This window comes from Polyangiaceae bacterium, assembly GCA_016715885.1.
GTDB lineage: Bacteria > Myxococcota_A > Polyangia > Polyangiales > Polyangiaceae > Polyangium.
On the sequence record JADJXL010000001.1, the window covers coordinates 730,187 to 756,409 of the forward strand.

Genomic DNA, 26,223 nt, shown 5'->3' on the forward strand with positions numbered 1-26,223 from the left:
GTCATGCTGCGTCCTCGTATCGTCACCGGACTCTTGGTTGCGCTGTTTGCCGGCGTATTTGCCGCGCAGGTGTCGTCTTGCACGCTCGATCAGGAGGGAACGACCGTCGTGCAAACCGGCAAAGCCTGCACGACCGACGCCAATTGCAACGATAGGCTTCCGTGCACGACCGGCGTTTGTCCCGCGGAATCCAAGGTTTGCGAATATACGACGCAAATGGATGGTCCGGCACCTGCCGCGGCGCAGATCGCGTCCGATTGTCAGACCGTGGCATGCGTCGCCGGCAATCCGGTGGTGCAGGACGACGCGACGGATGTTCGGAATGATGGCAATCCGTGCACCGAGGACGTTTGCGTGGCAGGAATGCCGACCAATGACGTTTCTCCCGATGGAGCGACGTGCGCGCAGGGCACGAAAACGGGGACGTGTCAGGCGGGGGTTTGCGAGATTTCCTGCGACGCGAACAATCCATGCGACGATGACCTGCCGTGCACGGACGATTTTTGCAATCCAGCCACGGCCAAGTGCGTGTACACGAGCCTCGATGGCGTACCCACGCCGGGGGCGCCAGAGCTTGCCGGTGATTGCAAGCTCCACCTGTGCTCGAATGGGATGGATACGATCATCAACGATGATGCCGACGTATTCGTCGATGGCAATTCCTGCACGCTCGACGTGTGCACCGACGGAATTCCCAGCAATCCCCCGCAAGCCGCGGCGACTCCATGCATGGTTGGCGACACCAACGTATGCGATGGCAATGGCGCATGCGTAGAATGCACCGAACCCGTGCATTGCGTGAACATCGTCGAAGACGAGTGCACGAAGCGTAATTGCGTGGCGAACAAATGCGTGCCGATGTACATGGGGCAGGAAACGCTCGCGAGCCAGACGGAGCAGGTACCGAGCGATTGCAAGAAGGTCGTTTGCAACGGCGCTGGCGGCACGACGAGCGTCAACGACAATGCGGATCTTCCCGTGGATGGCAATGCGTGCACCAAGGATATTTGCACGAATGGAACGCCGTCGAATCCTCCCGAGGCGCAAAATACGGGATGCGGCAACGGATTGGTTTGTAATGCCACGGGCACGTGCGTTGGATGCAACATGGCCAGCCAATGCGCAGGGACCGACGATTTCTGCAAAACGCGGACGTGCAACAACAACGAATGCGGCTTTTCGTACACGGCGGCGGGCACGGATTTGACCATGGGGCAGATCGCCGGCGATTGCAAGATTCTGGAGTGCGACGGATCGGGGAATGTCATCACGTCGGTTCTCCAGAGCGACGTACCCGTGGACGGCAATCAGTGCACGCAAGATCTTTGCAATGCGCAGGGCGTCCCATCGAATCCGCCGACAGGCGTCAATTCGCCGTGCAACGTGAACGGCAATGACGCGTGCGATGGCAGTGGCGCGTGCAAGAAGTCCCTCGGCAAAACGTGCGCCGCGGGCGGCGAATGTGTGAGCACGAATTGTGTCGATGGCGTTTGTTGCAACAATACGTGTACGACCACGTGTCGCGCATGCAATGTGGCCGGTAGCGTGGGCACGTGCGCCGATGTCCCCAAGGGGACGGATGACGGGACGTGTACTGGACCCACCGTTTCGTGCAACACCGGGGCCGACTGTGACGATGAGAATGGCCAATCGTGCAATGGTGGCAATTCGTGCTTGAGCGGCTTCTGCGCGGATGGGGTTTGCTGCAACACTGCGTGCGACGCGGCTTGCAAGGCGTGCAATTTGACGGGCAACGTCGGCACGTGTGGCAATATCGCGTCCGGACAACAGGACAACTTCCCATCGAACATTTGCACGGGCACGAATCAATGCGACGGCAATGGTGTTTGCAAGAAAGTTCCCGGTGCACCATGTGGCGGCACCTCGGAATGCTTGAGTGGCTTCTGCGTCGATCAAGTCTGTTGCAGCTCGGCATGCGGTGCGCCCTGCCAGGCGTGTACCATGACGAAAACAGGCAGCGCAGATGGGATGTGCGCGGACGTAACGACGAACACCGATCCGGACAATGATTGTGCAACGGACCCCGTCTCCTCGTGTGACAAGACCGGATTCTGCGCAGCGGGTGCGTGTCAGATTTATGCGGCAAATACGCAATGTGCCGCCGCGTCATGTTCCAATGGCATGCAATCGGCCGAGTCCAAATGCGATGGCTCCGGAACGTGCGTCGCTGGAACGACGAGCTCGTGCGCGCCTTATGTATGCGACACGGCGTCGTGCAAAACGTCCTGCACGAGCGATACCGATTGCATGTCCACGCACTATTGCAGTTCGATGATGTGCATTCCCAAGATAGCCGCTGGCCAGGCGTGCACCGCGGCAGGCCAATGTGCAACCGGCTTCTGCGTGGATGACGTTTGTTGCAATAGTGAATGTGCGGACATTTGCAAAACGTGCAACAACGCAATGGGGACATGCACCAACATTGCGCTCAATACCGATGATGACAATCCGGCGTGTACGGGCATGAACACATGCAACGGTATGGGCGCGTGCCTGAAAGAGATCGACGCCCCTTGCATGGAAGATTCCGAATGCGCCAGCAACAATTGTACAGGCGCCAACCTGTGTAAACCCTGAAATCGTTTTGGTGTTTGGCGAAACGATTCTGGTGCCATCCAGCTCAACAACGACATCAACAACTGCGAGCGCCCCATGTTCTCCCGTCCTAGGCTCCTCCCGTCGCTGTTTGCCACGCTTTTCGTCGCCGGAATCGTCTCTCAAGCCGCATCGTGCGCGCTCGATCAATATGGGAGCGAGCCGCCGTCGAGCACGGAGGCATGTGCCGACGACGTCAATTGCGACGACAAGGACCAATGCACGAAAAACGTGTGTGGTGGGAACAAGGTATGCGAGTACAAGCCGGTCGACGGGCTTGCGCCCGAGCAAATGGCGGGCGACTGCAGACAAGGAACCTGTACTGCCGGGGTCCTTTCGCAAATCAATGACGATAGCGACCTCCCCGATGACCTCGAATCGTGCACGACCGATAGCTGCGCCAATGGCGAACCCGTTCACGCGCCGCTCGTCGACGGATCGCCATGCACACTCGGCGAGCTTGCGGGGCTTTGCAAGGCGGGCAAGTGCACCGTGGAATGCAGCCCCCAAAAACCTTGCAATGATGGAAAGCCCTGCACCGAGGATACATGCAATGCGAGCACCGGGACGTGTACGTTCGCGACCCTGGATGGCTTGCCGACGCCTGGATTTGTGCCCGTTCCTGGCGATTGCTCGCAGCAAATCTGCGTAAATGGTGTCAATACGACCATTCCAGACGATTTTGATTTGCCGTCTAGCGACATCTGCAAGAAGGGCTCTTGCTCGATGGGCATGCCCTCGTATACGTACATGAATTCCGGTGCACCCTGCAATCCGGACGGCAGCGGCGCATGCAATGACATGGGCGTTTGTATGGAATGCGCGGTGGCAGAGGATTGCCCGACGCCCATGCCAAACAATGGCTGCAAAGTTCCTACGTGCACCAATAACAAGTGCGGCGAAATGCTCGTCGCGGCTGGAACCGAAGTCCCGTCGAAGACAGGGGATTGCAAAAAGCTCGTATGCGACGGCGCAGGCGGCGCGACCGTGCAAAACGACGATGCCGACGTGCCTTTCGACAGCAATCTTTGCACGCAGGATCTATGCACCAATGGCGTGCCGATGAATCCGCCCGAAGCAATGGGCAAGGAATGCGGTGGCACGAAGACGTGCAATGCAACCGGACAATGCACCGGATGCACGACGGATGAAGACTGCGGCCCGACCAACGATTGCATCACGTCCACGTGCGATGCCAGCAATCAATGCGTGATTACGTATCAGCCTCAGGGCACGGCGACGACCGACCAAGCGGTGGGCGATTGCAAGACGAATCAATGCGACGGTATGGGCAATGTCGTTACGGTCGTCAATGCAGCCGACGCTCCCAGCGATGGCAACGATTGCACGCTGGAGAGCTGCAATGCGCAAGGGATGCCGTCGAGCATCTTCGCGCCGCTCAATGCGATGTGCAGCCAAAATGGTGGAACCGTGTGCAATGGCTTCGGCTCGTGCCTCGATGCGCTCGGCGGCGGGTGCGCGGACGGTACCGAATGCGCCAGCGGGTTCTGCATTGACGGAGTTTGTTGCGCGGACACATGCACCGCGGAATGTATGGCGTGCAATGTGCCCATGAGCCTTGGGACATGCACCAACGTCCCCGCGAACACCGATGACGCGCCGCTTTGCACGGGAACCAATTCGTGCAATGGCATGGGCGCGTGCAAGCGCGACGACGGGCAACCGTGCGGCAACAATTCGGAATGCTCGAGCGGCTTCTGCGCGGACGGGGTGTGCTGCGACTCGGCGTGCGGCGAAACGTGCAAATCGTGCAACCTCGTGGGGGCCGTCGGCGTGTGTTCGTTCGTTCCGAATGATACCGTGGATCCCACGGGCATGTCGCCGTGCAACAATCCATATCGATGCGACGGCAAGGGCGCGTGCAAAGCTCTCAATAGCGTTACGTGCAACCAAGCAAGCGACTGCTTGAGCGGCTATTGCGTCGACAACTACTGCTGCAACAACATCTGCAATCAGACTTGCAAAGCCTGCGCGGGTATGCTCACGGGAGGAAACAACGGCGCCTGCGGCTTCATCCTGAATGCGACCGATCCACAAAACGAATGCCCCACTGGCGAATGCAATGGTGCCGGCGTTTGTACGGGCGGCGGTGGCGGCAACAATCTACCCAATGGCGCCGGATGCGCGAATGGTAGCCAATGCCTGAGCAGCTTCTGCGTCGACGGCGTTTGTTGCAACGCGGCATGCACCGAGACATGCAAATCGTGCAACGTTACCGGCTCCGTGGGCACGTGCACGAACATTCCCAACGACCAGCAGGATTCGAATGCGACGACGCCTTGCAACAATCCGTATCGGTGTGACGGGGCTGGCGTATGCAAAGCGCTCAACAGTGTTCCATGCACGATGCCATCGCAATGCTTGAGTGGCTACTGTGTCGATGGGTTCTGCTGCAACAACATTTGCGATGGGCTCTGCAGGTCTTGTTCCTCGGTGCTCAATGCAGGTGCCGATGGCACGTGCGGATTCACCAAAGCTGGCAGTGAATCCAACGACGAGTGCCCCAACGGCGCGTGCAACGGCTCGGGTATGTGTACTCCGTGATACGCACACCAAATTGATTTTTTGGTGAGACGGTCGGGGGCGTCTCGTGGCATGATGGCATCACCTAGGAAAACGAGCCTCCAATGTCTTTTCGTCCGCGCTTCCTCTCCGCGCTCGCCGCTGTCTTTGGCTTGACGTTCGCCACTGCGCAAATTGCTTCGTGCGCATTCGAGCCATTCGGCACCGAGCCTCCCGAGCAGTCGACACCTTGTGTCGACGATTCGAACTGCGACGATCAGAACCCGTGCACGATTGACGATTGCCTTCCTGATGGAACGTGCTCGCGTACGAATGAACCAGATGGTCCATTGGCACAGCAGACCGCGGGCGACTGCAGGCGGAACGATTGCGCTACCGGCGTGCTCGTTCCAACGAATGACGACGCTGATATCGAGGACGACGGCGAACCGTGCACGACCGACAGTTGCGGCAATGGAAGCCCCGTTCATGCGGCGGTCACCGAAGGCTCGATGTGCACCGTGGGTACGTCGCCAGGCAGTTGCGTAATGGGCGTTTGCACCGTGGAGTGCAGCCCGACCAAGCCGTGCGACGATGGGAATCCTTGCACCGAGGATTCGTGCAATGCGGGTGCGGGAACCTGCACCTTCGCGCCGCTCGATGGGCTCCCGACACCTGGTGCGAATCAAACGGTGGGAGATTGCAAGCTCCAGATTTGTGCAAATGGTGTCGATACAGCAATCGACGACGATGTCGACGTTCCCGATGACATGAATTCATGCACGCAGAACGTGTGCATGCAAGGCGTTCCGTCGAACCCGGGCGTTTCGGCTGGTACGCCCTGCGTCGTCGGCCAGCCTGAAGTCTGCGACGGCGTGAGTGCGTGCGTGCAATGCAACGTCCCCGCAGATTGCGTGCTTTTGCCCGCGGATGACGATTGCCAAACGCGCACGTGCGTCAATCACATGTGCGGACAAACCTTTACGCAAGCAGGCACGCCCATTACGGCGCAAACGACGGGCGATTGCAAACGCGTCGTATGTGACGGCACCGGCGGAACGGCCATCGAAAACCTCGATACCGACGTCCCCGAAGACAACAATCCCTGCACGATGAACGTTTGTAATGCAGGCGTGCCCGACAATCCGGATGAAGCCCTGAACTTCGTCTGCGGTGTCGATCAGTATTGCGACGGAATGGGCCAATGCGTCGGTTGTAATACGGCGGATCAATGTGAAGGTACCGACGATTTCTGCAAAACGCGCACCTGCATCAACAAGGTCTGCGGGTATGACTTCACTCCCGCCGGCACCGACCTTCCCGACGGGCAAACGGCCCAGGATTGCAAGGTCGTCGAATGCGACGGAGTGGGCAACATCATTACGTCGGTCGATGGCTTGGACAAACCCGTCGACGGCAATCAATGCACGCAAGACGTTTGCAGTATGCAAGGCGTTCCGTCGAACCCATTCGAAAGCGTCAATTTCCCCTGCAATCAATCGGGCGGGACCGTGTGCAACGGCGCGGGCGCATGTAAGAAGGCCGACGGAGAAGTTTGCGCGGCGGCAGCCGACTGCCTGAACGGCAATTGCGTCGATGGCGTCTGCTGCGATACGACGTGCGGCGATACCTGTAAATCATGCAATGTGCCGGGCAGCGTCGGAACGTGTACCAACGTCCCCAAAGGCACCGAAGACTTTGGCTGTACCGGGCCGAACTCGTGCGACGGCGCAGCCTCGTGCAAAAAAGACGATGCTCAAGGGTGCGCGGGCGGATCCGAATGCGTAAGCGGCTTCTGCATCGACGGCATATGCTGCGCCAGCGCATGCACCACGGCATGCCGCGCTTGCAACCTGATGGGCAGCATCGGCATTTGCACGCCCATCACATCGGGTGAAGACAACGTTCCGGCCAATGTCTGCACCGGAACGAAAGCCTGCGATATGTCCGGCGTCTGCAAGACCAAGGACGGCAGCGCTTGCACCGCCGGTAGCGAATGCCTCAGCGGCCATTGCTACGACGGCGTTTGCTGTGACGTTGCTTGCAGCGGCACGTGCAAGTCCTGCAATATCGCGGGCGCCATCGGCATTTGCTCGAATGTCGCATCCGGTCAGGACGACGCCAATGGTGTACCCTCGTGCACTGGGGCAAACCAATCCTGCGACGGAATGGGCACATGCAAGAGCGTGAATGCCGAACCTTGCACCGTCAATGCGCAGTGTCTCTCCGGATTCTGCGTCGACAACGTTTGCTGCGATAGCGCTTGTTCCGGCATATGTCAGGCGTGCACGGCGGCGCTCCAGGGGGGCGGCAGCGATGGCGTCTGTGGCAACATCGCCATTGGGACCGACCCGCAGAGCGAATGCGCCAATGGATCGTGCAATGGCAGCGCAGCATGCAAGCTCGACCTCGGCAGCGCGTGCTCCGTCGGTTCACAGTGCCTCAGCAACTTCTGCGTCGACGGCGTTTGTTGCAACACCGCGTGCACCGGCACGTGCCAAGCTTGCTCGAACATCGTGAAGGGCCAGGGAGCGGACGGTACGTGCGGCCCGATCATCACGAATACCGATCCCGACAATGAATGCATGGACGGCGCCTGCAATGGTGCCAGCGCTTGCGAGCTCGACCAGGGCATTGCCTGCACGATGAATTCACAATGCTTGTCGAACTTCTGCATCGACGGCTTCTGCTGCGATACCGCGTGCGCCGATACCTGCAAATCGTGTGGACTCACCGGCTCGCAAGGAACGTGCTCGAACGTGCCCGCCAATCAGGACGATACGGGTACGTGCTCGGGGACGAACCAATCCTGTGATGGCAACGGCGTGTGCAAGAAAGTCAACGGTGAAACGTGCGCCAGTGCCTCCCAATGCTTGAGCAACTTCTGCGTCGACGGAGTCTGCTGCGATAGCGCGTGCACCGATACGTGTAAATCATGCAGCGTGAGCGGTATGGCTGGCACGTGCAGCAACGTGCCTGCAAACCAAGACGATGCCGATACGTGTGCCGGGACAAACCAATCTTGCGACGGGTTGGGCGCGTGTAAAGATGCCAATGGTGAAACCTGCGCGACCGGCGCCGAATGCTTGAGCGGATTCTGCGTCGACAACGTCTGTTGCAACTCGGCTTGCACGGGTATTTGCGAAGCGTGCACCGCGGCAATCAAGGGACAAGGCAGCAACGGCACGTGCGGTCCCATCGATGCCGGCACCGATCCCAACAACGAATGCGCCACGCAAGCCGCAGCGACGTGCGGTACGACAGGCTTCTGCAGCGGCTCGGGCACCTGTGCGCTCTATTCGTCCGGCACCACGTGCGGCGCAGAATCGTGCACCGGTACGACCCAGCAAAATACCGATACGTGCGACGGCACGGGCACCTGCGTCGACAACGGGACCACCAATTGCTCGCCGTACAATTGCGGCGCGACGGCATGCAAGACGTCATGCACGGGCGATGCCGATTGCGTGTCGACCCATTATTGCGCCGGAGTGGTCTGCGCACCGAAGAAAACCAACGGGGTCGTCTGCGCGAGCGACAATCAATGCTCGAGCAATTTCTGCGTCGACGGCGTGTGCTGCAACACGGCTTGTACGGATACCTGCAAATCATGCGGGCTCGCCGGCTTCCAAGGAACGTGCTCGAACGTGACGGCAAGCCAAAACGATGCCGACACCTGTTCCGGGGCAAACCAAGCGTGCGACGGAATGGGCGTATGCAAAGTGATCAACGGTGAAACCTGCATGGCCGGCGCCGAATGCTTGAGCGGCTTCTGCGTCGACGGCAATTGTTGCGACTCGCTTTGCGATGGCATCTGCAGCGCGTGCTCGAATGACCTCACGGGACAACCAAAGGGAATGTGTGCACCCGTCATCGCAGGCTCGGATCCCGACGACGATTGCGCCGCGCAATCGCCCACGACATGCGGCACCACGGGCGTTTGCGCCGCAGGCGGAACGTGCGCCTTCTACGACACCGCGACGGAATGTGCGGCTGTGTCCTGCGTAGGATCCACGCAGCAAAATGCAGACATGTGCAATGGCACGGGCATGTGCGCCGATGGCGGCAGCACCGATTGTTCCCCGTACATTTGCGACGCTACGACGTGCAAAACGTTTTGCACCATGAACAGCGATTGCGTGGCCGGCTTCTTCTGTGCCGGCGGCACCTGCGTCGGCATGCTCGCCAATGGCGCGATGTGCACCGCGACGGAGCAATGCACGAGCGGCAATTGCGTCGACGGCGTCTGCTGCGACACCGCTTGCATGGGCACGTGCAATGCCTGCAATGTGACGGGATTCGTTGGAACCTGTTCCAACGTTCCCGTCGGAGACGACGATACCAATGCCACCATGACGTGCTCCGGCGTAGCGCAATCGTGCGACGGCAATGGCAATTGCAAGTCGGCCGATGGTCAGGCTTGCGGCGCCGGCACCGAATGCATCAGCGGTAGCTGCGTCGACGACGTCTGTTGTGACACGACCTGCACGGGCGACTGTCAAGCGTGCTCGATGGCCAAGAAAGGCTCTGGAGCCGACGGCGTTTGCGGCCCCATCACCGCAGGATTCGATCCCGACAACGAATGCGCCGATCAAGGTGCAGCCACGTGCGGTACCAGCGGCTTCTGCGATGGCGCCGGCGCATGCGAGCTTTACGTCCTCGGCACGGAATGCTCGCCTGCAACGTGCTCGATGGGCGTTCAAAGCAATCTCGATGTCTGTGACGGCAGCGGCACCTGCATCGACAACGGCACCGTCGAATGCTCGCCCTACATCTGCGGCATGGACGCATGCCTTGCGATGTGCGCAGCCGATACGGATTGCGCCACGGGCTACTTCTGTGACGCGGGCGTGTGCGTCGAGCAATTGAGCGAAGGCGCAACGTGTGCCGGGATGAACGAATGCTCGAGCGGCTTCTGCACCGATGGCGTTTGCTGCGACGAAGCGTGCAGCGGCACCTGCCGAAGCTGCTTGGCCGCAGATCAAGATGTCGGCGGCGTCGACGGAATATGCGGCCCGATCCTCGTCAACACCGACCCCTACGACGATTGCGCCGACCCGTCCACCTGCGACGGCGCCGGCATGTGCAACTGACGCCATTCCAGCAAACTCATCCTGGTTCGTCTTTCCAATCGCCCCCGCGAACTTGACCCAGCCCGCCGCTGCGTGATCTTGTCCGTGCTGCAATCGCTCCGCAGCTCGCCCGATGTCACCTCTCGCTCGCGCCGTTCGTCTCTCCGTACCGCTCGCACTCGCCGCTTGCGGCAACGTCGAAGACCCTCCTGGCCGAGCCGTCGATCGTGCGCCCGTCGTCCCCAAGCTCGAGCTCCCAGCGCCACAGGCCGCTGCATCCGAAGCTCCGGTCGAACGCAAGGCCCCAGACGACGAACCTGGTCACGGCGCGAAGATCGCCAGCATCGCCATGCGCACGTGGATCTACGTCGCGCCGAGCGACAGATCCACGAAGCTCGGTTACCTGCGCGCAGGTGCCGTCGTCGATCGCGCAGAAGCCTCAGCAGGCACGAAAGGTTGCGAAGGCGGCTGGTATCGCATCGCTCCGCGCGGCTACGTCTGCGTCGGCAAAGGCGCGACGCTGGACGTCAATCATCACGTCGTGCAAGCAGCGCTCCGCGGCCCCGAGCGCAACGCCACGTTGCCCTACAGCTACGTGATGTCACGTTCGCCCCCGCCGCACCTCTACTTCCGTTTGCCCACCGAAGCCGATCAACGTCGAACCGAAGGCAATGTCATGGGACGCATTGCCCGCGTTCCCGATGTTTCCATCGACGAGGTGCCGCCGTTTCTCGCCGAAGGCAACGACTTGCCCAAACCGTACGGAGCTGCAAAAGCCCTGCATTACAGCGTTCACGCCGGGCGAGCGAAGGAAGCATCTGCGTTTGGGCTCATCACGGCGTTCAAGTGGACAAACCGCACCTTCGGCCTCACCACCGAGCTCGATCTCATCGCGCTCGATCGCACCAAACCCGCCAAGATCAGCACCCTTCACGGAGCCGTCGTCGACAAAGACAAACCCGGCATCCCCGCCATCGTCATACGTCACGACGTCGCGAAGCTCGTGCCCGGAGACACCGGACGCATGCGCAAAGACGGCAAAATTCCGTTCCGATCCGGCGTCGTGCTCACCGGCAAAAAAAGCGGCGGAAACCATGGTTTGTGGGAGACCGTCGACGGCTATTGGCTCCCCGGCGATGCGATGAAAATCGCCGAGGTTCGTCAAGACCAACACGGCTACGCCAAGAGCGGTAAAAAATGGATTGACGTCTCCATACGCAAACAATTTCTCGTCGCGTACGAAGGCACGCGCCCCGTGTTCGCGACGATCGTTTCGACGGGACGCGGTGAAATGAGCGACCCGAGCAAGTCCACGGCGACGATTCGCGGCACCTTCTTCGTTCACGCCAAACACGTCTCGGGCACCATGGACGGCGAAGAAGGATCGGACAGCTTCGATCTGCGCGACGTCCCCTACATCCAGTACTTTCACGAAGGTTACGCCCTGCACGGCGCGTATTGGCACGACGACTTCGGCAAGGCGCGGAGCCATGGCTGCGTCAACCTCGCACCACAGGATGCCAAGTGGCTGTTTGACTGGACAGACCCCGTCGTGCCCCCCGAATGGCACGGAGCGGTGAATCTAGAAGGCGGCACCCTGATATGGGTGCACGGCGGATGAGGGATTCGTCAGATCGCTGCGCATTGCGACGCCTGATGAAACCTTCGTGCAAGGGTTTGGAGTTTAGAACGAGAGGCGTGCCGATACGCTCAGCGGTCCGACCATCAGCGTTGCCGATGGCGCCGTAGCTCGCGAGCGCTGTACGAGACCAATCGTGAAGACCGTCCCGCCCGTGGCGAACATTGCGCCGCCGATGCCCATGAGCACCGCAGGCAAGACCCACGATGACTGCGCGCAGGGGACGCACGACGACTTCCCCGAGTTCTCGTTCGCGACGTAGATCGCGACGCCAACGCCGGTGACGATGGCGCCACCGGCCATCAGCGCAAAACCGGTCTTGATTTTTTCGCCGCCGGGCGGAGGAACTGGTTCGAGTGCAAAGGAATTCGTCGCCGTCGCGACGATGGCAGTCGCCAAGAAAGACGATGCGATCCACGCACGCACGCATGTTCGCGGACGAACCGACGTGCTCTGTGCGTGGTGGTGAAGTTTCACTGGCAGGCCGAGGGCATGTTGGCGCCACGAAGAACGCCGCGGATGGCCGACAGAGCCTGGCGCCCTTGCGGTGAATTCACGAGGCCGTCGCACATCGCAGCAGCGCTCAGGTACGAGCCCTTCTGATCGAGCGGAGCGGAGTTGGCGTTTTGGCGAAGCGCTGCGCAGCACTTGCGAACGCCCGTCGGATCGCCTCCGCCCGTTGCTTTCGGTGCGGCATCCGATGCGTCCGCGTCGTCAGCAGCGTCGGAGCCTGCATCTTCTTCGGTTTGCAATTGGACCGGTGGTGCAGCCGAAGGGGCCGGCGTCGGCGTTGGCGCAGCCGTCGGTTGCGGCGGCGCTTCATCTTCCTTCTTCTCGCAACCTTGGACGGCAAACGCCAAGGCGAAGGGCATGACGGCGGCACAGAGGGCGGTGAGGATGCGCGAGTGGTTCATGTTGGTCCTGGATTATCGCGATCGCCCGGCGAAGGCGAGTTTTTGACGTTCACCGCGGCGCTCTGGCTCGACTGTCACACATCAAGTGCCGAGCCACGATGCCACGCTTTTTCAAGAGCACGATGTTTGGCTGAAATGCGCCCCGCCTGCAAGACCTTGAGCACCGTTCAGTTTGGAATAACGCAAGATCGGGGGCTATGGGGGACGCGTTCTACGCGCGAAGCGATCGTTCGAATCTTGGCCTGCATTCGAACTGAACGGTTCGAACCCGTATTTGACGGGCCTACCTAGTAAAAATTGCTAGTGTCGACGTCGTCGTGAATCTCGTACGAGCTCGAAAAAGCGCGCAGGCATCGGGGTGGGATCTTCGTCGGTTTTTGCCGACGACGCGTGCCGAAATGGAGGCGCGAGGATGGACCGAGCTCGATGTGCTCATCGTCAACGGTGATGCCTACGTCGATCATCCAGCGTTTGGCGCGGCGCTCATCGGGCGCTTTCTGGAAGGCCGAGGGCTCCGCGTCGGAATCATTTCACAGCCGAACCATCAAACGACGGACGACCTCTTGCGCATGGGTGTGCCGCGTCTCTTCGTCGGGATTACTGCCGGCAACATGGACAGCATGCTCAACAAATTGACTGCCCAGAAAAAGGTGCGCAGTCAGGATCAATATTCCCCTGGAGGCCGAACGGGTCTTCGGCCGAATCGCGCCACGATTGTGTACGGAAACCTCTGCCGCCGAGCGTTCCCCGGAGTTCCCATCATTCTCGGCGGCATCGAAGCGTCTTTGCGCCGGATTGCTCATTACGATTATTGGTCCGACCAGGTTCGTCGTGGCGTTCTTTTCGATTCCAAAGCCGATTTGCTCATTTTTGGCATGGGCGAACGCCCCGTATGGGAAGTGGCGCAAAGGCTCGCCAAAGGTGAAGACATCCGCTCGATACGCGATGTGCGCGGTACGTCGTACATTCTTCGCAAAGGCGAATGGGAGGACATCGAGCCATCCAGGTACGTGGGGGATGGGAAACCCGTCGTGCTTCCGAGTTACGAGGAGGTTTTACAAGACAAGTCCGCATTTGCGGAGATGAGCCGCAAGTTTCAATATGAAACCAATCCCGGCAATGCTCGTCCGCTGATTCAGCCCCATGGAGACGCCGCCGCGTATTTCAATCCGCCCGCGCTGCCGCTCGAAACCTCCGACATGGACCAGCTCTACGACTTGCCGTTCGTGCGCGAGCCTCATTTTTCCTACACCGAAGCGATTCCCGCATTCGAAACCGTGAAGCATTCCATCGTCACCATGCGAGGTTGTTTTGGTGGCTGCACATTTTGCTCGATTACGGAGCACGAGGGGCGGGTCATTCAATCTCGATCAGCGGAAAGTGTCTTACGTGAAATCCGCGCCTTGCGTCGAATGGATGATTTTCGAGGTACCATTACGGATCTTGGTGGCCCGACGGCCAACATGTACATGATGACGTGCAAGGATGACGAAATTGAACGCCGATGTCGCCGTCTTTCCTGCGTTCATCCCGAAGTCTGCGAAAACTTGAACGTCGACCATCAGCCACTTTTGAAGCTCATGCGCGCCGTGCGCGAAGAAGACGGCGTCAACAAAGTGCTCATTGCATCCGGAATTCGATACGACTTGGCGGAGCGTTCACCGGAATTCGTGCGTGAGCTGGCAAAATGGCACGTCGGAGGGCAGCTATCCGTAGCGCCCGAGCATTCCAAGAAGGAAGTGCTCGATCGCATGAAAAAGCCTGCCGTGGGCAGCTATGAACGTTTTGCCGAGCAGTTCAAGTGCGCGAGCGACGACCTGGGCAAAGATCAATACCTCGTGCCGTATTTCATTTCCGGCCATCCCGGCTCGACGCTCGCCGACATGGTCGATTTGGCGCTATGGCTCAAAAAACGCGGAATGCGCCCAAGGCAAGTGCAAGATTTCATTCCGACGCCCATGTCGATGGCCACGTGCATGTATCACACTGGCATCGATCCATTTACCAAGAAAAACGTTTATACGGCCAAGGATCTTTACGAAAAACGACTGCAAAAAGCGCTCTTGCTTTATTGGGACCCGGCCCATCACGACGAAGCCCGAGAAGCGCTGGTTCGAGCCGGACGAGCGGATCTCATTGGCTCGAAGCCCCATTGCCTCGTTCCGCCTGCTACGGGCAAGGGTGCATTGCCAATTGCTTTGCGTCGTGGACATCGAGCGCAAGCGGGATGCAAAGCGCCTCGAGCAGCCGACCCGCGTCAGGACAAACGGGGCAGGGCGTGACCGTGTGCAGTGTGCGACAAGGTGAGAGACTTCGTCCCGGTACGTCCAGACGAATTTGACCCGCTCGAGGTCTACACGCTCGCTCGAGGTCGGCTGGGGTTGTGTTTGGACGAACGGGGTTTTCGAAGGCGAACGGGGTTCGTCAGAACGTACCGTGGATGGTTGCGCCCGTCATGCCGGGGCCGAACGACGGTGACATGCGGACTCGACCTGAGGCGGGTTTGTCGGCGTCAGCGGGGGCGGGTTTGTTCGCAAGGAACTCCCACACCAAGCCTCCGACGACGGCGGCAGCACCAACACCGAGAGCAACCTTTCCGGCGGGGACGAGGGTTTGTCCCATTTGCGCCGCGTCGACGTCCGCTTGGTTCGGGCAACTCCACTGGCCGGTCGCACTTTCCTTGCAGTTTGCCTGTGCGTCGGAAACTTGGCTCAGACCGACCGGGATCAGGATCCCACCAACGACCATCACGGCCGCGCCGGCGCCCACGACGGCCCAGGGCGCTGCGCCGTAGGGTTTTACCATGACGGGCGGCGTCGTGGCCGAAGGCGGCGGCGGAGGCGTGCTCGCGGTTGGAAGTGCCACCGCGGAAGCTGATGCCGACGCCGACGCGGATGCTTGCGCCTGCTGCAGTTGCTTCAGGTTTTGAACTTTCGTCTCGTACTTCGTGACGTTCGCCGAAGGGTTCGCGAGCTTTGCGCGCATGATGTACGCCTCGAGTGCAAAGATCGCGTTCTGCCGATCGCCGAGTTTTTCGTACGCGTTGGCGATGTTCAGCAGCACGGGGATGGCATTGCAATCGAACTTGAAGACGTCGCGCCAATACTGGATCGCGCGTTCGTACTCGGCTTGATCATAGAACTGCTTGGCAGCCTGATGGGCGCCTCGAGCTCCTTCGATTTCTTCGGGCGTTGCCGTACGATTGCATTCACCGGCAAACGGGTTTTGGGGGTCCTGAGCGAGCGCCATGCCAGCGATCAGAGATGCGCTGACAGCGAGCCCGGCCAGAGTCATCCCCTGCGCGCGAGTTCCCCACATGATGCGTGTTTCCGTCCTTCGCTCCGAGCATAAGGCATGAGCCGCCGTTCGTGAAAAAAAGCGCGATCACTTCGAGCGGACAAAGCCGGCTCTCGGTTGCCACGCGCAGCGGGCGATGTCGAGCAAAAATACGTCAGATGGCTCCCCAATGCCCGGATCATGCTCCGCTTTGTGCCTTACTCTGGTAAGCTCGATCTGGTGTTTCCCGAGAAGAAGCAGATCCTCGTCGTCGACGACGAGGCGAACCTGCGCCGCGTTCTAAGCGCGCAGCTCAGTCGTGATGGGTACGAAGTGCATACGGCCGAGGATGGCGAAGAGGCCCTCGCTTTCCTGAAGGACCATCACATCGACTTGGTGATTACCGATCTTCGGATGCCCAAGGTCGACGGCATGGATCTCTTGCGCGCCGCTGTCCGCGACGATCCGAGTAGGCCCGTCGTGATGCTCACGGCCCACGGCACCGTCGACAACGCCGTCGAAGCTCTGAAGACCGGAGCTTTTGACTACATAACAAAACCTTTCGACCAGCACGAAGTGCGCATGGTCGTCCGCAAGGCGTTGCGAACGAGGGACCTTGCGAGCGCCGACGCATCACGTGACGTCGTTCCTTCCGCACCTCGCGAAGGAAACGCGCGCTTCGGAATCATCGGCGAAAGTCAGCCCATTCAGGATCTCTACGCCATCATCGAGCGCGTTGCCGACACCCCCACGACCGTGCTCATCACAGGCGAAAGCGGCACGGGCAAAGAGCTCGTCGCGCGGGCCTTGCACGACAACTCCAGCAGGCGCGATCGCCCCTTCATCAAGGTCAACTGCGCTGCGATCCCGAAGGACCTCATGGAGTCCGAGCTGTTCGGCTACGAGCGAGGTGCGTTCACGGGAGCCGTTGGATCGAAGCCGGGCCGTTTCGAGCTCGCATCGGGCGGAACGTTGTTCCTCGACGAGATCGGCGAAATTCCGAACGAGATGCAGGTCAAGCTCCTGCGTGTGCTCCAGGAAAGCGAATTCGAGCGGGTTGGAGGTATCAAGACCATCCGCGTCGACGTCCGCCTCGTCGCCGCGACGAACCGAGACCTCAAGCGCGAGATCGGAGCAGGATCGTTCCGTGAGGACTTGTTCTACCGCTTGAACGTCGTATCGATTGCGCTTCCAGCGCTTCGCGACCGCCGCTCGGACATCCCTCCGCTCGTCCAGTACTTCATCGCGAAGTTCAACACGCGCCTGCGCAAGAACGTCGATGGCGTCGAACAGGATGCGCTCGATCGTTTGTGCTCATACGGATGGCCTGGCAACATCCGCGAGCTCGAAAACGTCATCGAACGAGCGGTGCTCTTCGCGGATGGATCCCGCATTCGCCTCGAAGACTTGTCCGACGAAGTGCGTTCGAACGAAGCGACCACGGTTGCGTTCGCCGCGGCGCCTGCGACGGGCGAGACGTCACGTCCTCAAACGAGCTCGCAGGCTTCCGTGGGCGATCCAGCGGATGGCTTGAAGGAGCAGGTCAAGGCAGCCATGAGCCGTCTCGAACGGCAGCTCATCGTGCGCGCGCTTGAACAGACCCAGGGCAACGTGACGCATGCCGCAAGGCTTCTCAAAATCTCTCGTAAAGGATTGCAGCTCAAGATGAAGGAGCTGGGCCTTCGGGAGCGTGACTCCGAATCGACGTGAAGAAGTTTGCGTTTGCCGCTCTGTTTGTCCTCGGCTGCACAGGCAAACGCACAGCTCCCACTCCGACCGATGCTGGCGTCGAAGATGCTCCCGCGTGGCTGAGCGGAAACCAGCAGCCTGCGCCGCGGCCGGGCATGGCGTGGATTCCGCCCGGCACGCTCATCGCAGGCACGCCGCCCGATCGCATGCCGCGCGTGGCCGACGAAGAAATGACCGGCGAGCAAGTCGTCATGACGGGGTTTTACATCGACGTTCATCCGTACCCGAATGAACCTGGTGCCATCCCGACGACGAACGTGACGCAAGCCGAGGCGGAAGCATTGTGCGTTGCGCAGGACAAACGCCTCTGCACCGAGCTCGAGTGGGAACGTGCTTGCAAGGGGCCGCAAAACACGACGTACGAATACGGCGACACGTATCGAGCTTCCGTGTGTGCGACGGGGGTCAATCGGAACCTCGTACCAACGGGTATGAACGCTGGCTGCCGTAGCGCGTTCGGCGTGCACGACATGCACGGTGGCATCTGGGAGTGGACGGCGAGCCAGTGGAAACGCGATCCGACGAAGACCAACCTCATCGCGACACGCGGAGGCAACGGCACGCAAGGCGAGCTCATTGGTCGCTGTGCGAATGGCCGAGCGACGCGTGCCGACATGAAGCGCGGCGATATCGGTGTCCGATGCTGCGCAGGCGACGTGAACAGTTTCGAGGTCGTCTTGAGCGTTACGCGTGGCACGCCGCTCGTCTACTTGCCGAACGACACGAAGACCGGCCCGATGCTCGAACCGCTCGCCCCAGAAGACATTCGTGCAGAGGCGAAGAAGTACGACCCCGACAAACGATTTGTCGTCAAACGGGTTTGGGTATGGCATCCGCTTGGGAACGAGGAGCTCATGCTCGGTGGTGGATGCGCCAAGGGGGCCGGCAAGGCGCGTTGTGGCGTCATCGTGGCGCGCATGCGTTCCGATGTTCCGATTTCGCTCGGGTTTGTCCCGACCGAACGGTGGCAACCGACCATCGGAGAAGCGGATTCCGCTCGTGAGCTCTACGTCTACGGCGGCGACGATGCCGGCGCCTTCCGGAGGCGCTTGTCCTACGAGTGGGGCAAGATCGGGGTTGGCGAAAAGGCGCGCAAAATAAAGCGCAGGGGCAAGAAGGAACCGCAGTGGTGATGGTGGGATGGGCGATTCACTGCGGCGCCGGCGGTATCAAGAACAGCACTTCACGCGGCACGCCGAGCGTCAGTTCCGATGGCGCGATACCGTTCTTTGCTTTCACGGTCAGCGTCGCCCGGAAAATCTGCGCGCTCGCGTTTTGCGGAATCGTCGTGTTTCCCTTGGGCACGACCTGAAAGCAAACCTTTTGCCCGGGCACGATTCCGAGCGCCGTCTCGTTGATGCCGTCCTGCATCTTCGAGATGCCCTTCGGGCCAGACCAGATGTCCGTCAGTTGCATCATGGCGTTCAGAGAGAAACAGGGCACACCTGGTTCGGCCGGATCCTCACCTCCAGGAGCATTGACCGCGATCTTGTCGATGAACGTGTCGACCGAATCGATCGGATCGTTGAAGTCGGGCGTGATCAGCGCACGCACGTCGAGCTTGATCGACTTGAGCAGCGCCTTGACTGCGTTGTCGAGCGTCACGTCGTTGAGCCCCGTACCCGCCGTGCTGATGTCGAAAATCAGTCGGCACGTTCCGCCGGGGTTCTCTGCGTTCATCGGGCCGTCTGGATTGATGAACCCACCATTGAGCCCCGTGCCGCACTTGATGCCACCGAATGCCGACGGCGATACGTACGACTCCGTCTGATCCGCGAGATACGCCATGTCTTCGTACGGATCGGCTCCCGCGCGAGCTCCATCCGCCGATGACACGCCGATGAATCGCGCGCCTCTGTTCTTCATCGCCGTGACGAGCTGATCGATCGTGGGCGTAGGGAAGGGGGGCGTGTCGTTGAACGAGTACGTATCGTGCAGCGCGTTGGGATTGTTCGAGCGACGCCCGTTGTGGAACGGCGCATCCGTGACCGCGATGAGGATCGGTAACGATGTATCGCGGAAGCGCAGCGATCCGTACCGACCGCCGGGCGCACCGAGCGGGGCCATCTGACCGCCATCCCAGATCAAGTAGTAGTCCGTGAGCGCTCGATGCATCGCCGCAACATGTGATTCCGGGCCGTCTCCGCCATCGTGCACGTTGAGGCCAAACACCGCAGAGATGTTGTCGGCAAGCGCCGTGCTCACATACCCCGTCGTGCCCGCTACGTAGAACGGCAAGTCGACGCCTGCTGTGCCGTACAAGCCGGTGGGGAAATCATCAAAGCCTGCAACGCCCACGGCGAGGTCTGGAATCGACGCCTTGAGCTTCGTGATGATTGCGTTGAGGTTGTTCTTCAGATTTTGGATTTCGCCGCCCATCGTCGCCGTCGTGTCGACCATGAACGCGACGTCACCCTGGTTCAGATTCGTTCGAAGCGGAACGATGTTCACCGCTGGCGACGGAGGCCCGAGGTACGGCAGGACGAAGTAGTACTTGCCCAGCGTTCCAGGCGTCACGAACGGATTGCGTGGATCCGACCCCAATTCCTTTTCGATGAGATCGTTTGTCCCGTCGCCATCCGTGTCGGGGTTTGTCCGGTCCGTCTCGAGCTCGTCGAGCATGCAGTTGAGGTTCGCGTCTTCGTTCTTGTCGAGAATCCCGTCGGCATCCGAATCCACATCGAGAAAGTCGTACTTGCCGTCGTTGTCCGCATCCGGCACGGGATCGTTGATCATGTGACCAGGGCCGGCTTCACACAGGTCGGACAAACCATCCCCATCGCTGTCCAAGTCTTGATAAGCCGGCTTGTTGTCCCCGTCGGGATCCGCCACGCCTTCGAATGTGTCGCTGATCGTGTCGTTGTCGCTGTCGAGGTCCGATAGATCGGGCAAGCCGTCGCCGTCCGTGTCGACGGCTTGACCACCGACGAGCTCGAGCGTGTCGACGAGTGAGTCGTTGTCGTTGTCCGGATCGGCGTAGTCGGGAATGGCATCGCCATCAGTGTCAGCCGGGTTCGGCGCTGGCTTTTGCGCGTCGTATGGAGTTCCGTCCGGATAAACCTCGAGCAAGTCGGGCAACCCGTTGTCGTCGCTGTCGGTGTCACGGAAGTCGGGCAGCGCGTCGGTGTCGGAGTTTTGCGGAGTTGCACAACCAACCGATGCGGTTTGTCCTTCGAGACTGTCCGGGATCGAATCGTTGTCGCTGTCCAGATCGAGGTAGTCGGGGATGCTGTCACCGTCGGTATCGACGTTCGTCTCTTTGCCCTCAACCGTGTCCGATATCCCGTCGAAGTCCTCGTCGGGAGGGCAATTGCTCATTGGGGGACCGCCGCCGGCGCCTGCGGAACCTCCCCCTCCGGCGGAACCACCGCTGCCGCCAGAACCGCCTCCTTCGCCTCCGCTTCCGCCCGAGCCCGAGCTCGACGAGGAGGACGCGTTTGTCGAAGAAGAACTGCTCGACGAGCTCGCATCGCCGCCTTCGCCGCCCATGCCTCCGCCGCCGCCCGTGGCGGTACCGGATGACGTTGCGGTTTTTCCGATGGTCGAATCCGGGGCACAACCGATGGCGAGCGAGCCGCCGGAGAGCACCAGGGACAAGACAAGAGACACGCGTTTGCAGCGAATTTTGAGGTCAAGCACGGTAGTGCGTAGAAGGATATCCTTGCTAAAGGTGCTTCGGAAGTGCCGCTCGTGAACTCGAGCAGCCCGATCCGTGCACCCTTCGCACGAGAGATTGCGAGAGATGTCGACGTCGGAAGGCCCCACGAAAGCTTCACGAATGCGCGATCCAACTGGAGCCCGACGCGACCGACGGAAGCACCGTTGGCTCGTTGCCATTGCGCTTTCGCGCTCTCGTCTTGCTCACTCGACACTCTCACGCATCGGGTTCGTGAGTGGCATGTCGCTTGCGCTGTCGCTCGCCGTGTTCGCGATCATCGTCCGTGCATCCGATGGTCCCACCGCGCCACTCGATGGCCTCATCGATGCCGGAGCGGCGTCCATCGCGTGCGTTGCAGCGGCACCCACGACCCTTGCAGCAGCAACGGATCGTCGCACGGCCGATCGCGAAGGTGGCATCGAGGCTCTTTCCGCGATGCGCGGCCTTCACGTTGCCCACCTCGATCTCGTTCGCACGTACGCCGCGATGATGCATATCGCGCGGACCACGGCGCTTCCCCTCGTGACGCTCGCAATCGCCATCGCCGCCCTCGCATCCAGTGCTGGAATGGCACTTCGACGCGTCGGGATCGCACTTGGATTGCTCGCGTTCTCCCTCATCGTCGGGGTCGTGCTCGGCGCTGCAGCGTCGCTCTCCGCTCGAGTGGGTGGACGCCGCGGGAAGCTCGTCGTCTCGGCGATCGTGCTTCTGCCGTGGATCGTCGGAGAGCTTTTTGGGCGCAGCATCTACTCCATCCCCGGTGCACTTTCCGCTGCGTTGTCCTTGATCCTCGACATCGGCAGCCTGGGAGCAAGCGCGTGAGCGATGACGACGAGACAAACTCGGATGCTGTGGTAGACGCGCAGCCACCGGCCGCCGAAGAGCCTGCGCCGACAGCAGAGCCCACTGCCGAACCGTTCGTCCTCCTGCATGCCGTCATGGCGCGCGATGCTGCCGCGCCCAGGCGCCGTGCACGCGGCACCCTTTCCGGTGTCAGCCTTGCGCTCGGTTCAGGTGTCTTCGCGTTCGTCGGCGGTCCGGAAGATGGGACGTTTGCGCTCTTCGACGTCATCACGGGCACTCGAGCGCCGCTGCGTGGGCGCGTGGCGATTGCTGGCGCTTCGCCCGCCCGATCTGGAGCCACGCGTGCTCGCATCGGAATGCTCCCTCCAGAACCGCTGCTTCCACCCTCGCGCACCGTTGCCGAGGCAGTGAGCATCGCGCAGCACGCACGCGGCGAAGCCCAGGCTCGACCGACCGAGGTGCTTGCGAGCCTTGGGCTCGAAAGCCTCGCACCGCGCAGCCCAACCTCGTTGTCGTTTGCCGAATCCCGCGCTGTGGAGCTCGCGATCGCGCTTTCGACGCCATCGCCTCTGCTCGTTGCACTTCATGAACCGCTCGCCGATGTGGCGGTCAACCTTCTCGGCGTCGTGCGTGAACGCATCCGACAGCTTGCCGCCGCGGGGACGTGCGTCGTCATCACGACATCCTCGCCCGCTGACGCGCGTGCCCTTGGCGATAGCGTCATCGTTCTTCATCGCGGCGCGATCGCCGGAGGCACCTCGTCGGCAGACGTCTTGCCTGGAGGCACTCCGCTGCTCGTCGCTTGGGTTCGTCCCGCCGAACAGCACGACGGTCTCGCTCCGATTCGCCTACTTGCGCGTGTCCTTGCCGAGCGTCCCGAAGTTTCCTCGGTCGCTTGGAACGACAAACAAGATGCATCCGCGCAAGCGGCCGAGCTTCGTTTGTCCGGGAGCGACATCGATGCATGTGCATTGGCGCTTGCCGACGCAGCAACCGAGGTGGGTGCGGTCATCGAGGCCATCGCGCCCGCATCACCGGGCCTCACGCGTTTGCGTGCAGCATCGGAAACCACCGAAGCGCTGCGCCGTGCGACGCCGCCTCATCGTCCGGCGACGTCGAACGCACCTCTGGCAGGAGGCTCGCGATGAGCTCGATCGAGGCATCCTCAGGCGTCATTCGCGGGGCTCCGGTCACGACGGGTGTGCGTCTCGGCTTCATGACCGCGGGACGTCGCTTGATGTCACGCCCGACGTTTCTGCTCGTTGCACTCGCCCTCGCGCTTGCTGTCGTCGGGGGCATCATCGAGCGTCGTGTGACGATGTGGGGAGCCGTCGATCGCTCTCTTCTTTCGACCTTTCGGCTCGTCATTCCGCTCTACTGCTTCGCGATCGCTGCCCGTGCATGTCAGCGCACGGGCCTTCGCGATGCCGCATGGTCCGTTGCTCGCTTTGGCGCTGCTCGTCGCGACGTAGCTCTCGGAATCGTCATCGCGCTCGTCCTGGTTTCTGCTGCCAGTGGCGTCTTGCTCTCCATGGCCGCCGTCGTGTCCGCACATGGCGCAGCGTCACGCCCGCTTGCGCTCGAGCTTTTTACGAGCGGTTGGATTGGCGGACTCGTCGCCGCTGCGTATGGCGGATGGTTTGCATTTGGCTCTGCGTTTTTCGACCGAGGCCGCGGTCGCTGGGTCCCGCTCGTGCTCGACTTTCTCTTTGGTAGTGGTACCGGCGTATTTGCCGCGATCTTTCCGCGATCCCATGCTCGCGGGCTCCTTGGCGAAGCGGGGCCCACGGGTTTTTCCCAGCCTCAAAATTGCATGGCGCTCGTCGTCATGTTGATCGTGCTCTCCGCACTGGCAATCACACGATCTCGCGACTGAGACGCCGAGGAGGTGCATGATGGAATCCGTTACATTGATCGTCGAAGCGCCTGCATCGAAACTTGCCATTCGGACACGTACGACCGGCATGCTCGCTCGATTGGCGCACGACCTCGAGCTCGTTGCTTCGGACATTCGCGGTCGAGTGAATCGAGAAGCCGATGGTTTTTCGGGAGAGCTCATCGTGCCCGTTGCGGGAATTCGCGTTGCAGGTCAATTGCATGGCGATCGCTTGGATCCGGCCGGCATATCCAGTTCTGATCGTTTGGAGATCGAACGGAAAATTCGCGAAGAAGTTTTTCCTGGAGTAAAAGAGATTCACGTGCGCGGCCACGGGCGCGAGTGGAATCACGTCGACGCGGTCGTCGAAAGCGGGCTCGGCAAGCAATCCATTCCGATCGCGATGCGCGGCGGTGAAGCCGATGGACGCATTCGTATGACAGGACGAACCGAATTGTCCTTGGCGAAACTAGGTGTGCGAGAAATCAAGGGGCCACTCGGAGCGTTCAAAGTAAAGGACGCTGTCGAGGTTCTTTTCGAGGTTACTCTGCGGCCGGCGGACTAGCGGCGGGAACCGTCACATCGGGCGCTGCTTCGCCACGCGAGCAAGGCCCGTGAATTTGGTAGGGTGTGCCGGACACACGCTTCATGAGTGTTCGGCTGCGCCAACCCACGTATGCCTTGTTGAAATGAACCAATTCTTCCGGCGATAGAATTGGATTCTTCAATTTGCCGAGCTCTACCAGCACGAGTACCTGTTCGGCCACGCTGACCGGGCATCCTTCGAGCCGCAGCGGTTCTTTCGTATCGCTCGTGGCGAGCTTTCCGATGACTTGAGCCATTTTGACGAATACGTCTTCGTGTTTGGCCTGGTACGGATCTTTTTGGGCGCGATCTCGGTACAGGCTTTCCACGCGGATTGTTTTTCCGTGAAGCTGACCCGACCATTGCGCACAATCGCCAATGAAGATGACGCGTTCGCCCGGCGCGGCATCGATTGGACCTTCGTACGACCCGAAGACGATGTGCATGCGGGGCATGTTCGAATCGCAATTTTGGTCGTATTGCCGCAGGATTTCGATGGCTTCCTCGAGCGCTCCCGGGCAACCGCCCCAGCAGTAATCGGTTCGTTCGGGTTCCGGCGGAGGACCTGCATACGCGTTGATATGACTTCCCTCGAAATACTTTTCGACGCGAACCAACCCTACTTTGAAGCCTTTGGCCATTTCCTGGGCTTCTTCCAGCGTTACGTCGCCGGAGATGTCGACGGCGTCGGGATCCAGCGAACCGAATCCGCGCTCCGACGCAAACCGCAAATGATCGACCGTTCGAGGATCCACACCAATGATTCTCGAGCAAACGGCATCGAAAGCAAGCTGGGCATTGCCCATGATCACGAGCCCCAGGTTGCGCGGAATGGGCGTGAGCATCCGGCCCTCTCCGGCCACGATGGCATCGATGGCAATGAATTGAGGCTGGATGATGTATTGCAGATCGGCAATTTTTTCGTCGAGGCGGTGATCGTGATCGATCAATCGGTGCCTATCGTCCTGGATGCCGATGTAGTTTTTCATGGAAAACGTCACGGTGGTCCAGGGATGGCTCTTGAATTTGGGGCAGTTGACGAAGAAGTCTGCTTTGGCAACAGGTTCGGGCGTGAAGAGATAGTCACGCAGCCGTTCTTTGTGACGCAGCCGTATTTCGACCTGCGGTTCTTCCTCGAAATGGTAATGCTTGACACCCGTGCGCTCGAACATCGGGTAGTAGCCGGCCAAGTCGAACGCGCGCCGGGTTGGAATCGTGATCCCACACCGCTCCCCGATGGCGAGTTCTTTGACTTGGCCGTCGTCGCGGTCGCGCAGTCCTCGAATGACGCCTTCGAGGAATTCCGGGCGCGTGTAGGCATGAGGGAACGCGGTTCCCGACGCCACGCAGTTCGGCTTGACCAACGTTCTTCCGTGCGGCCGGAGGTCGAGCTCCTCGAGGCCTTCTCGGATGATGCGGTGGATGTGCTCGACGTCGTAGGTCGGGCAACGGCGAATGATGACTCGGGGCCGCGACGGTATTTTCATGTCCGTCCCAGCGTATGTGGCGCC

The 26,223-nt window shown here is 60.7% G+C and carries 16 protein-coding genes; 11 read left to right on the forward strand and 5 right to left on the reverse strand.

The features are described from left to right. Window positions 1-3: 3 nt before the first annotated feature. From IPM54_03055 to IPM54_03070, 4 genes are all read left to right on the forward strand, one after another. On the forward strand, window positions 4-2,598 hold the full coding sequence (locus IPM54_03055) for a hypothetical protein (protein MBK9258796.1): 2,595 nt from the start codon (window positions 4-6) through the stop codon (window positions 2,596-2,598). 75 nt (window positions 2,599-2,673) lie between these two features. Continuing rightward, window positions 2,674-5,181 (forward strand): hypothetical protein, encoded by a 2,508-nt coding sequence (locus IPM54_03060; protein MBK9258797.1) that lies wholly within the window; start codon window positions 2,674-2,676, stop codon window positions 5,179-5,181. Between the two features lie 83 nt (window positions 5,182-5,264). After that, window positions 5,265-10,232 (forward strand): hypothetical protein, encoded by a 4,968-nt coding sequence (locus tag IPM54_03065; protein ID MBK9258798.1) that lies wholly within the window; start codon window positions 5,265-5,267, stop codon window positions 10,230-10,232. A 112-nt stretch (window positions 10,233-10,344) separates the two neighbouring features. After that, window positions 10,345-11,832 carry a L,D-transpeptidase gene (locus IPM54_03070; protein MBK9258799.1) on the forward strand — a complete coding sequence of 496 codons (1,488 nt, stop codon included), beginning with the start codon at window positions 10,345-10,347 and terminating at the stop codon, window positions 11,830-11,832. A gap of 63 nt (window positions 11,833-11,895) precedes the next feature. On the opposite strand, the gene IPM54_03075 is transcribed toward IPM54_03070, so the two are convergent. Both IPM54_03075 and IPM54_03080 read right to left on the reverse strand, forming a co-directional pair. Beyond that, window positions 11,896-12,327: a hypothetical protein gene (locus tag IPM54_03075; protein ID MBK9258800.1), complete on the reverse strand. Its 432-nt coding sequence runs from the start codon at window positions 12,325-12,327 to the stop codon at window positions 11,896-11,898. Continuing rightward, on the reverse strand, window positions 12,324-12,722 hold the full coding sequence (locus IPM54_03080) for an acyltransferase (protein ID MBK9258801.1): 399 nt from the start codon (window positions 12,720-12,722) through the stop codon (window positions 12,324-12,326). The genes IPM54_03075 and IPM54_03080 overlap by 4 nt, the downstream gene beginning before the upstream one ends. Before the next feature lie 359 nt (window positions 12,723-13,081). On the opposite strand from IPM54_03080, the gene IPM54_03085 reads away from it, so the two are divergent. After that, complete coding sequence (locus IPM54_03085; protein ID MBK9258802.1) at window positions 13,082-15,046, forward strand: YgiQ family radical SAM protein; 1,965 nt, start codon at window positions 13,082-13,084, stop codon at window positions 15,044-15,046. Between the two features lie 142 nt (window positions 15,047-15,188). Here IPM54_03085 and IPM54_03090 read toward each other — a convergent pair whose 3' ends face one another. Continuing rightward, window positions 15,189-16,013 (reverse strand): hypothetical protein, encoded by an 825-nt coding sequence (locus IPM54_03090; protein ID MBK9258803.1) that lies wholly within the window; start codon window positions 16,011-16,013, stop codon window positions 15,189-15,191. A 228-nt stretch (window positions 16,014-16,241) separates the two neighbouring features. Here IPM54_03090 and IPM54_03095 point away from each other — a divergent pair, with 228 nt between their 5' ends. After that, on the forward strand, window positions 16,242-17,750 hold the full coding sequence (locus IPM54_03095) for a sigma-54-dependent Fis family transcriptional regulator (GenBank protein ID MBK9258804.1): 1,509 nt from the start codon (window positions 16,242-16,244) through the stop codon (window positions 17,748-17,750). Between the two features lie 134 nt (window positions 17,751-17,884). Continuing rightward, the gene (locus IPM54_03100; protein MBK9258805.1) at window positions 17,885-18,922 is read left to right on the forward strand and encodes an SUMF1/EgtB/PvdO family nonheme iron enzyme; all 1,038 of its coding nucleotides are present in this window, start codon (window positions 17,885-17,887) and stop codon (window positions 18,920-18,922) included. Window positions 18,923-18,938: 16 nt separating this feature from the next. On the opposite strand, the gene IPM54_03105 is transcribed toward IPM54_03100, so the two are convergent. Further along, window positions 18,939-21,428, reverse strand: coding sequence for a hypothetical protein (locus tag IPM54_03105; protein MBK9258806.1), 2,490 nt, complete (start codon window positions 21,426-21,428; stop codon window positions 18,939-18,941). 259 nt (window positions 21,429-21,687) lie between these two features. Between IPM54_03105 and IPM54_03110 the strand changes: the two genes are divergently transcribed. From IPM54_03110 to IPM54_03125, 4 genes are read left to right on the forward strand one after another with little or no spacing between them, the layout of a single operon-like run. Next, entirely contained in the window at window positions 21,688-22,269 is a 582-nt protein-coding gene (locus tag IPM54_03110) for a hypothetical protein (protein ID MBK9258807.1), read from the forward strand. Continuing rightward, window positions 22,266-23,399: an ATP-binding cassette domain-containing protein gene (locus IPM54_03115; GenBank protein ID MBK9258808.1), complete on the forward strand. Its 1,134-nt coding sequence runs from the start codon at window positions 22,266-22,268 to the stop codon at window positions 23,397-23,399. The genes IPM54_03110 and IPM54_03115 overlap by 4 nt, the downstream gene beginning before the upstream one ends. Next, on the forward strand, window positions 23,396-24,127 hold the full coding sequence (locus tag IPM54_03120; GenBank protein ID MBK9258809.1) for a hypothetical protein: 732 nt from the start codon (window positions 23,396-23,398) through the stop codon (window positions 24,125-24,127). The genes IPM54_03115 and IPM54_03120 overlap by 4 nt, the downstream gene beginning before the upstream one ends. Before the next feature lie 19 nt (window positions 24,128-24,146). Next, the gene (locus IPM54_03125) at window positions 24,147-24,692 is read left to right on the forward strand and encodes a hypothetical protein (GenBank protein ID MBK9258810.1); all 546 of its coding nucleotides are present in this window, start codon (window positions 24,147-24,149) and stop codon (window positions 24,690-24,692) included. Here IPM54_03125 and IPM54_03130 read toward each other — a convergent pair. After that, a complete protein-coding gene (locus IPM54_03130) occupies window positions 24,670-26,199 on the reverse strand; it encodes a DUF362 domain-containing protein (GenBank protein MBK9258811.1) in 1,530 nt (509 codons plus the stop codon). The two genes, IPM54_03125 and IPM54_03130, sit on opposite strands and share 23 nt — an antisense overlap. Window positions 26,200-26,223: the final 24 nt, after the last annotated feature.

Bases quoted from the DNA above. Each gene is read 5' to 3' on its own strand.
- IPM54_03055 (MBK9258796.1), top strand. From the start codon at position 4: ATGCTGCGTCCTCGTATCGTCACCGGACTCTTGGTTGCGCTGTTTGCC.
- IPM54_03125 (MBK9258810.1), top strand. From the start codon at position 24,147: ATGGAATCCGTTACATTGATCGTCGAAGCGCCTGCATCGAAACTTGCC.
- IPM54_03130 (MBK9258811.1), bottom strand. From the start codon at position 26,199: ATGAAAATACCGTCGCGGCCCCGAGTCATCATTCGCCGTTGCCCGACC.
- IPM54_03120 (MBK9258809.1), top strand. From the start codon at position 23,396: ATGAGCTCGATCGAGGCATCCTCAGGCGTCATTCGCGGGGCTCCGGTC.
- IPM54_03080 (MBK9258801.1), bottom strand. From the start codon at position 12,722: ATGCCCTTCGCCTTGGCGTTTGCCGTCCAAGGTTGCGAGAAGAAGGAA.
- IPM54_03060 (MBK9258797.1), top strand. From the start codon at position 2,674: ATGTTCTCCCGTCCTAGGCTCCTCCCGTCGCTGTTTGCCACGCTTTTC.
- IPM54_03110 (MBK9258807.1), top strand. From the start codon at position 21,688: ATGTCGCTTGCGCTGTCGCTCGCCGTGTTCGCGATCATCGTCCGTGCA.
- IPM54_03070 (MBK9258799.1), top strand. From the start codon at position 10,345: ATGTCACCTCTCGCTCGCGCCGTTCGTCTCTCCGTACCGCTCGCACTC.
- IPM54_03065 (MBK9258798.1), top strand. From the start codon at position 5,265: ATGTCTTTTCGTCCGCGCTTCCTCTCCGCGCTCGCCGCTGTCTTTGGC.
- IPM54_03095 (MBK9258804.1), top strand. From the start codon at position 16,242: ATGCTCCGCTTTGTGCCTTACTCTGGTAAGCTCGATCTGGTGTTTCCC.
- IPM54_03090 (MBK9258803.1), bottom strand. From the start codon at position 16,013: ATGGCGCTCGCTCAGGACCCCCAAAACCCGTTTGCCGGTGAATGCAAT.
- IPM54_03100 (MBK9258805.1), top strand. From the start codon at position 17,885: ATGGCGTGGATTCCGCCCGGCACGCTCATCGCAGGCACGCCGCCCGAT.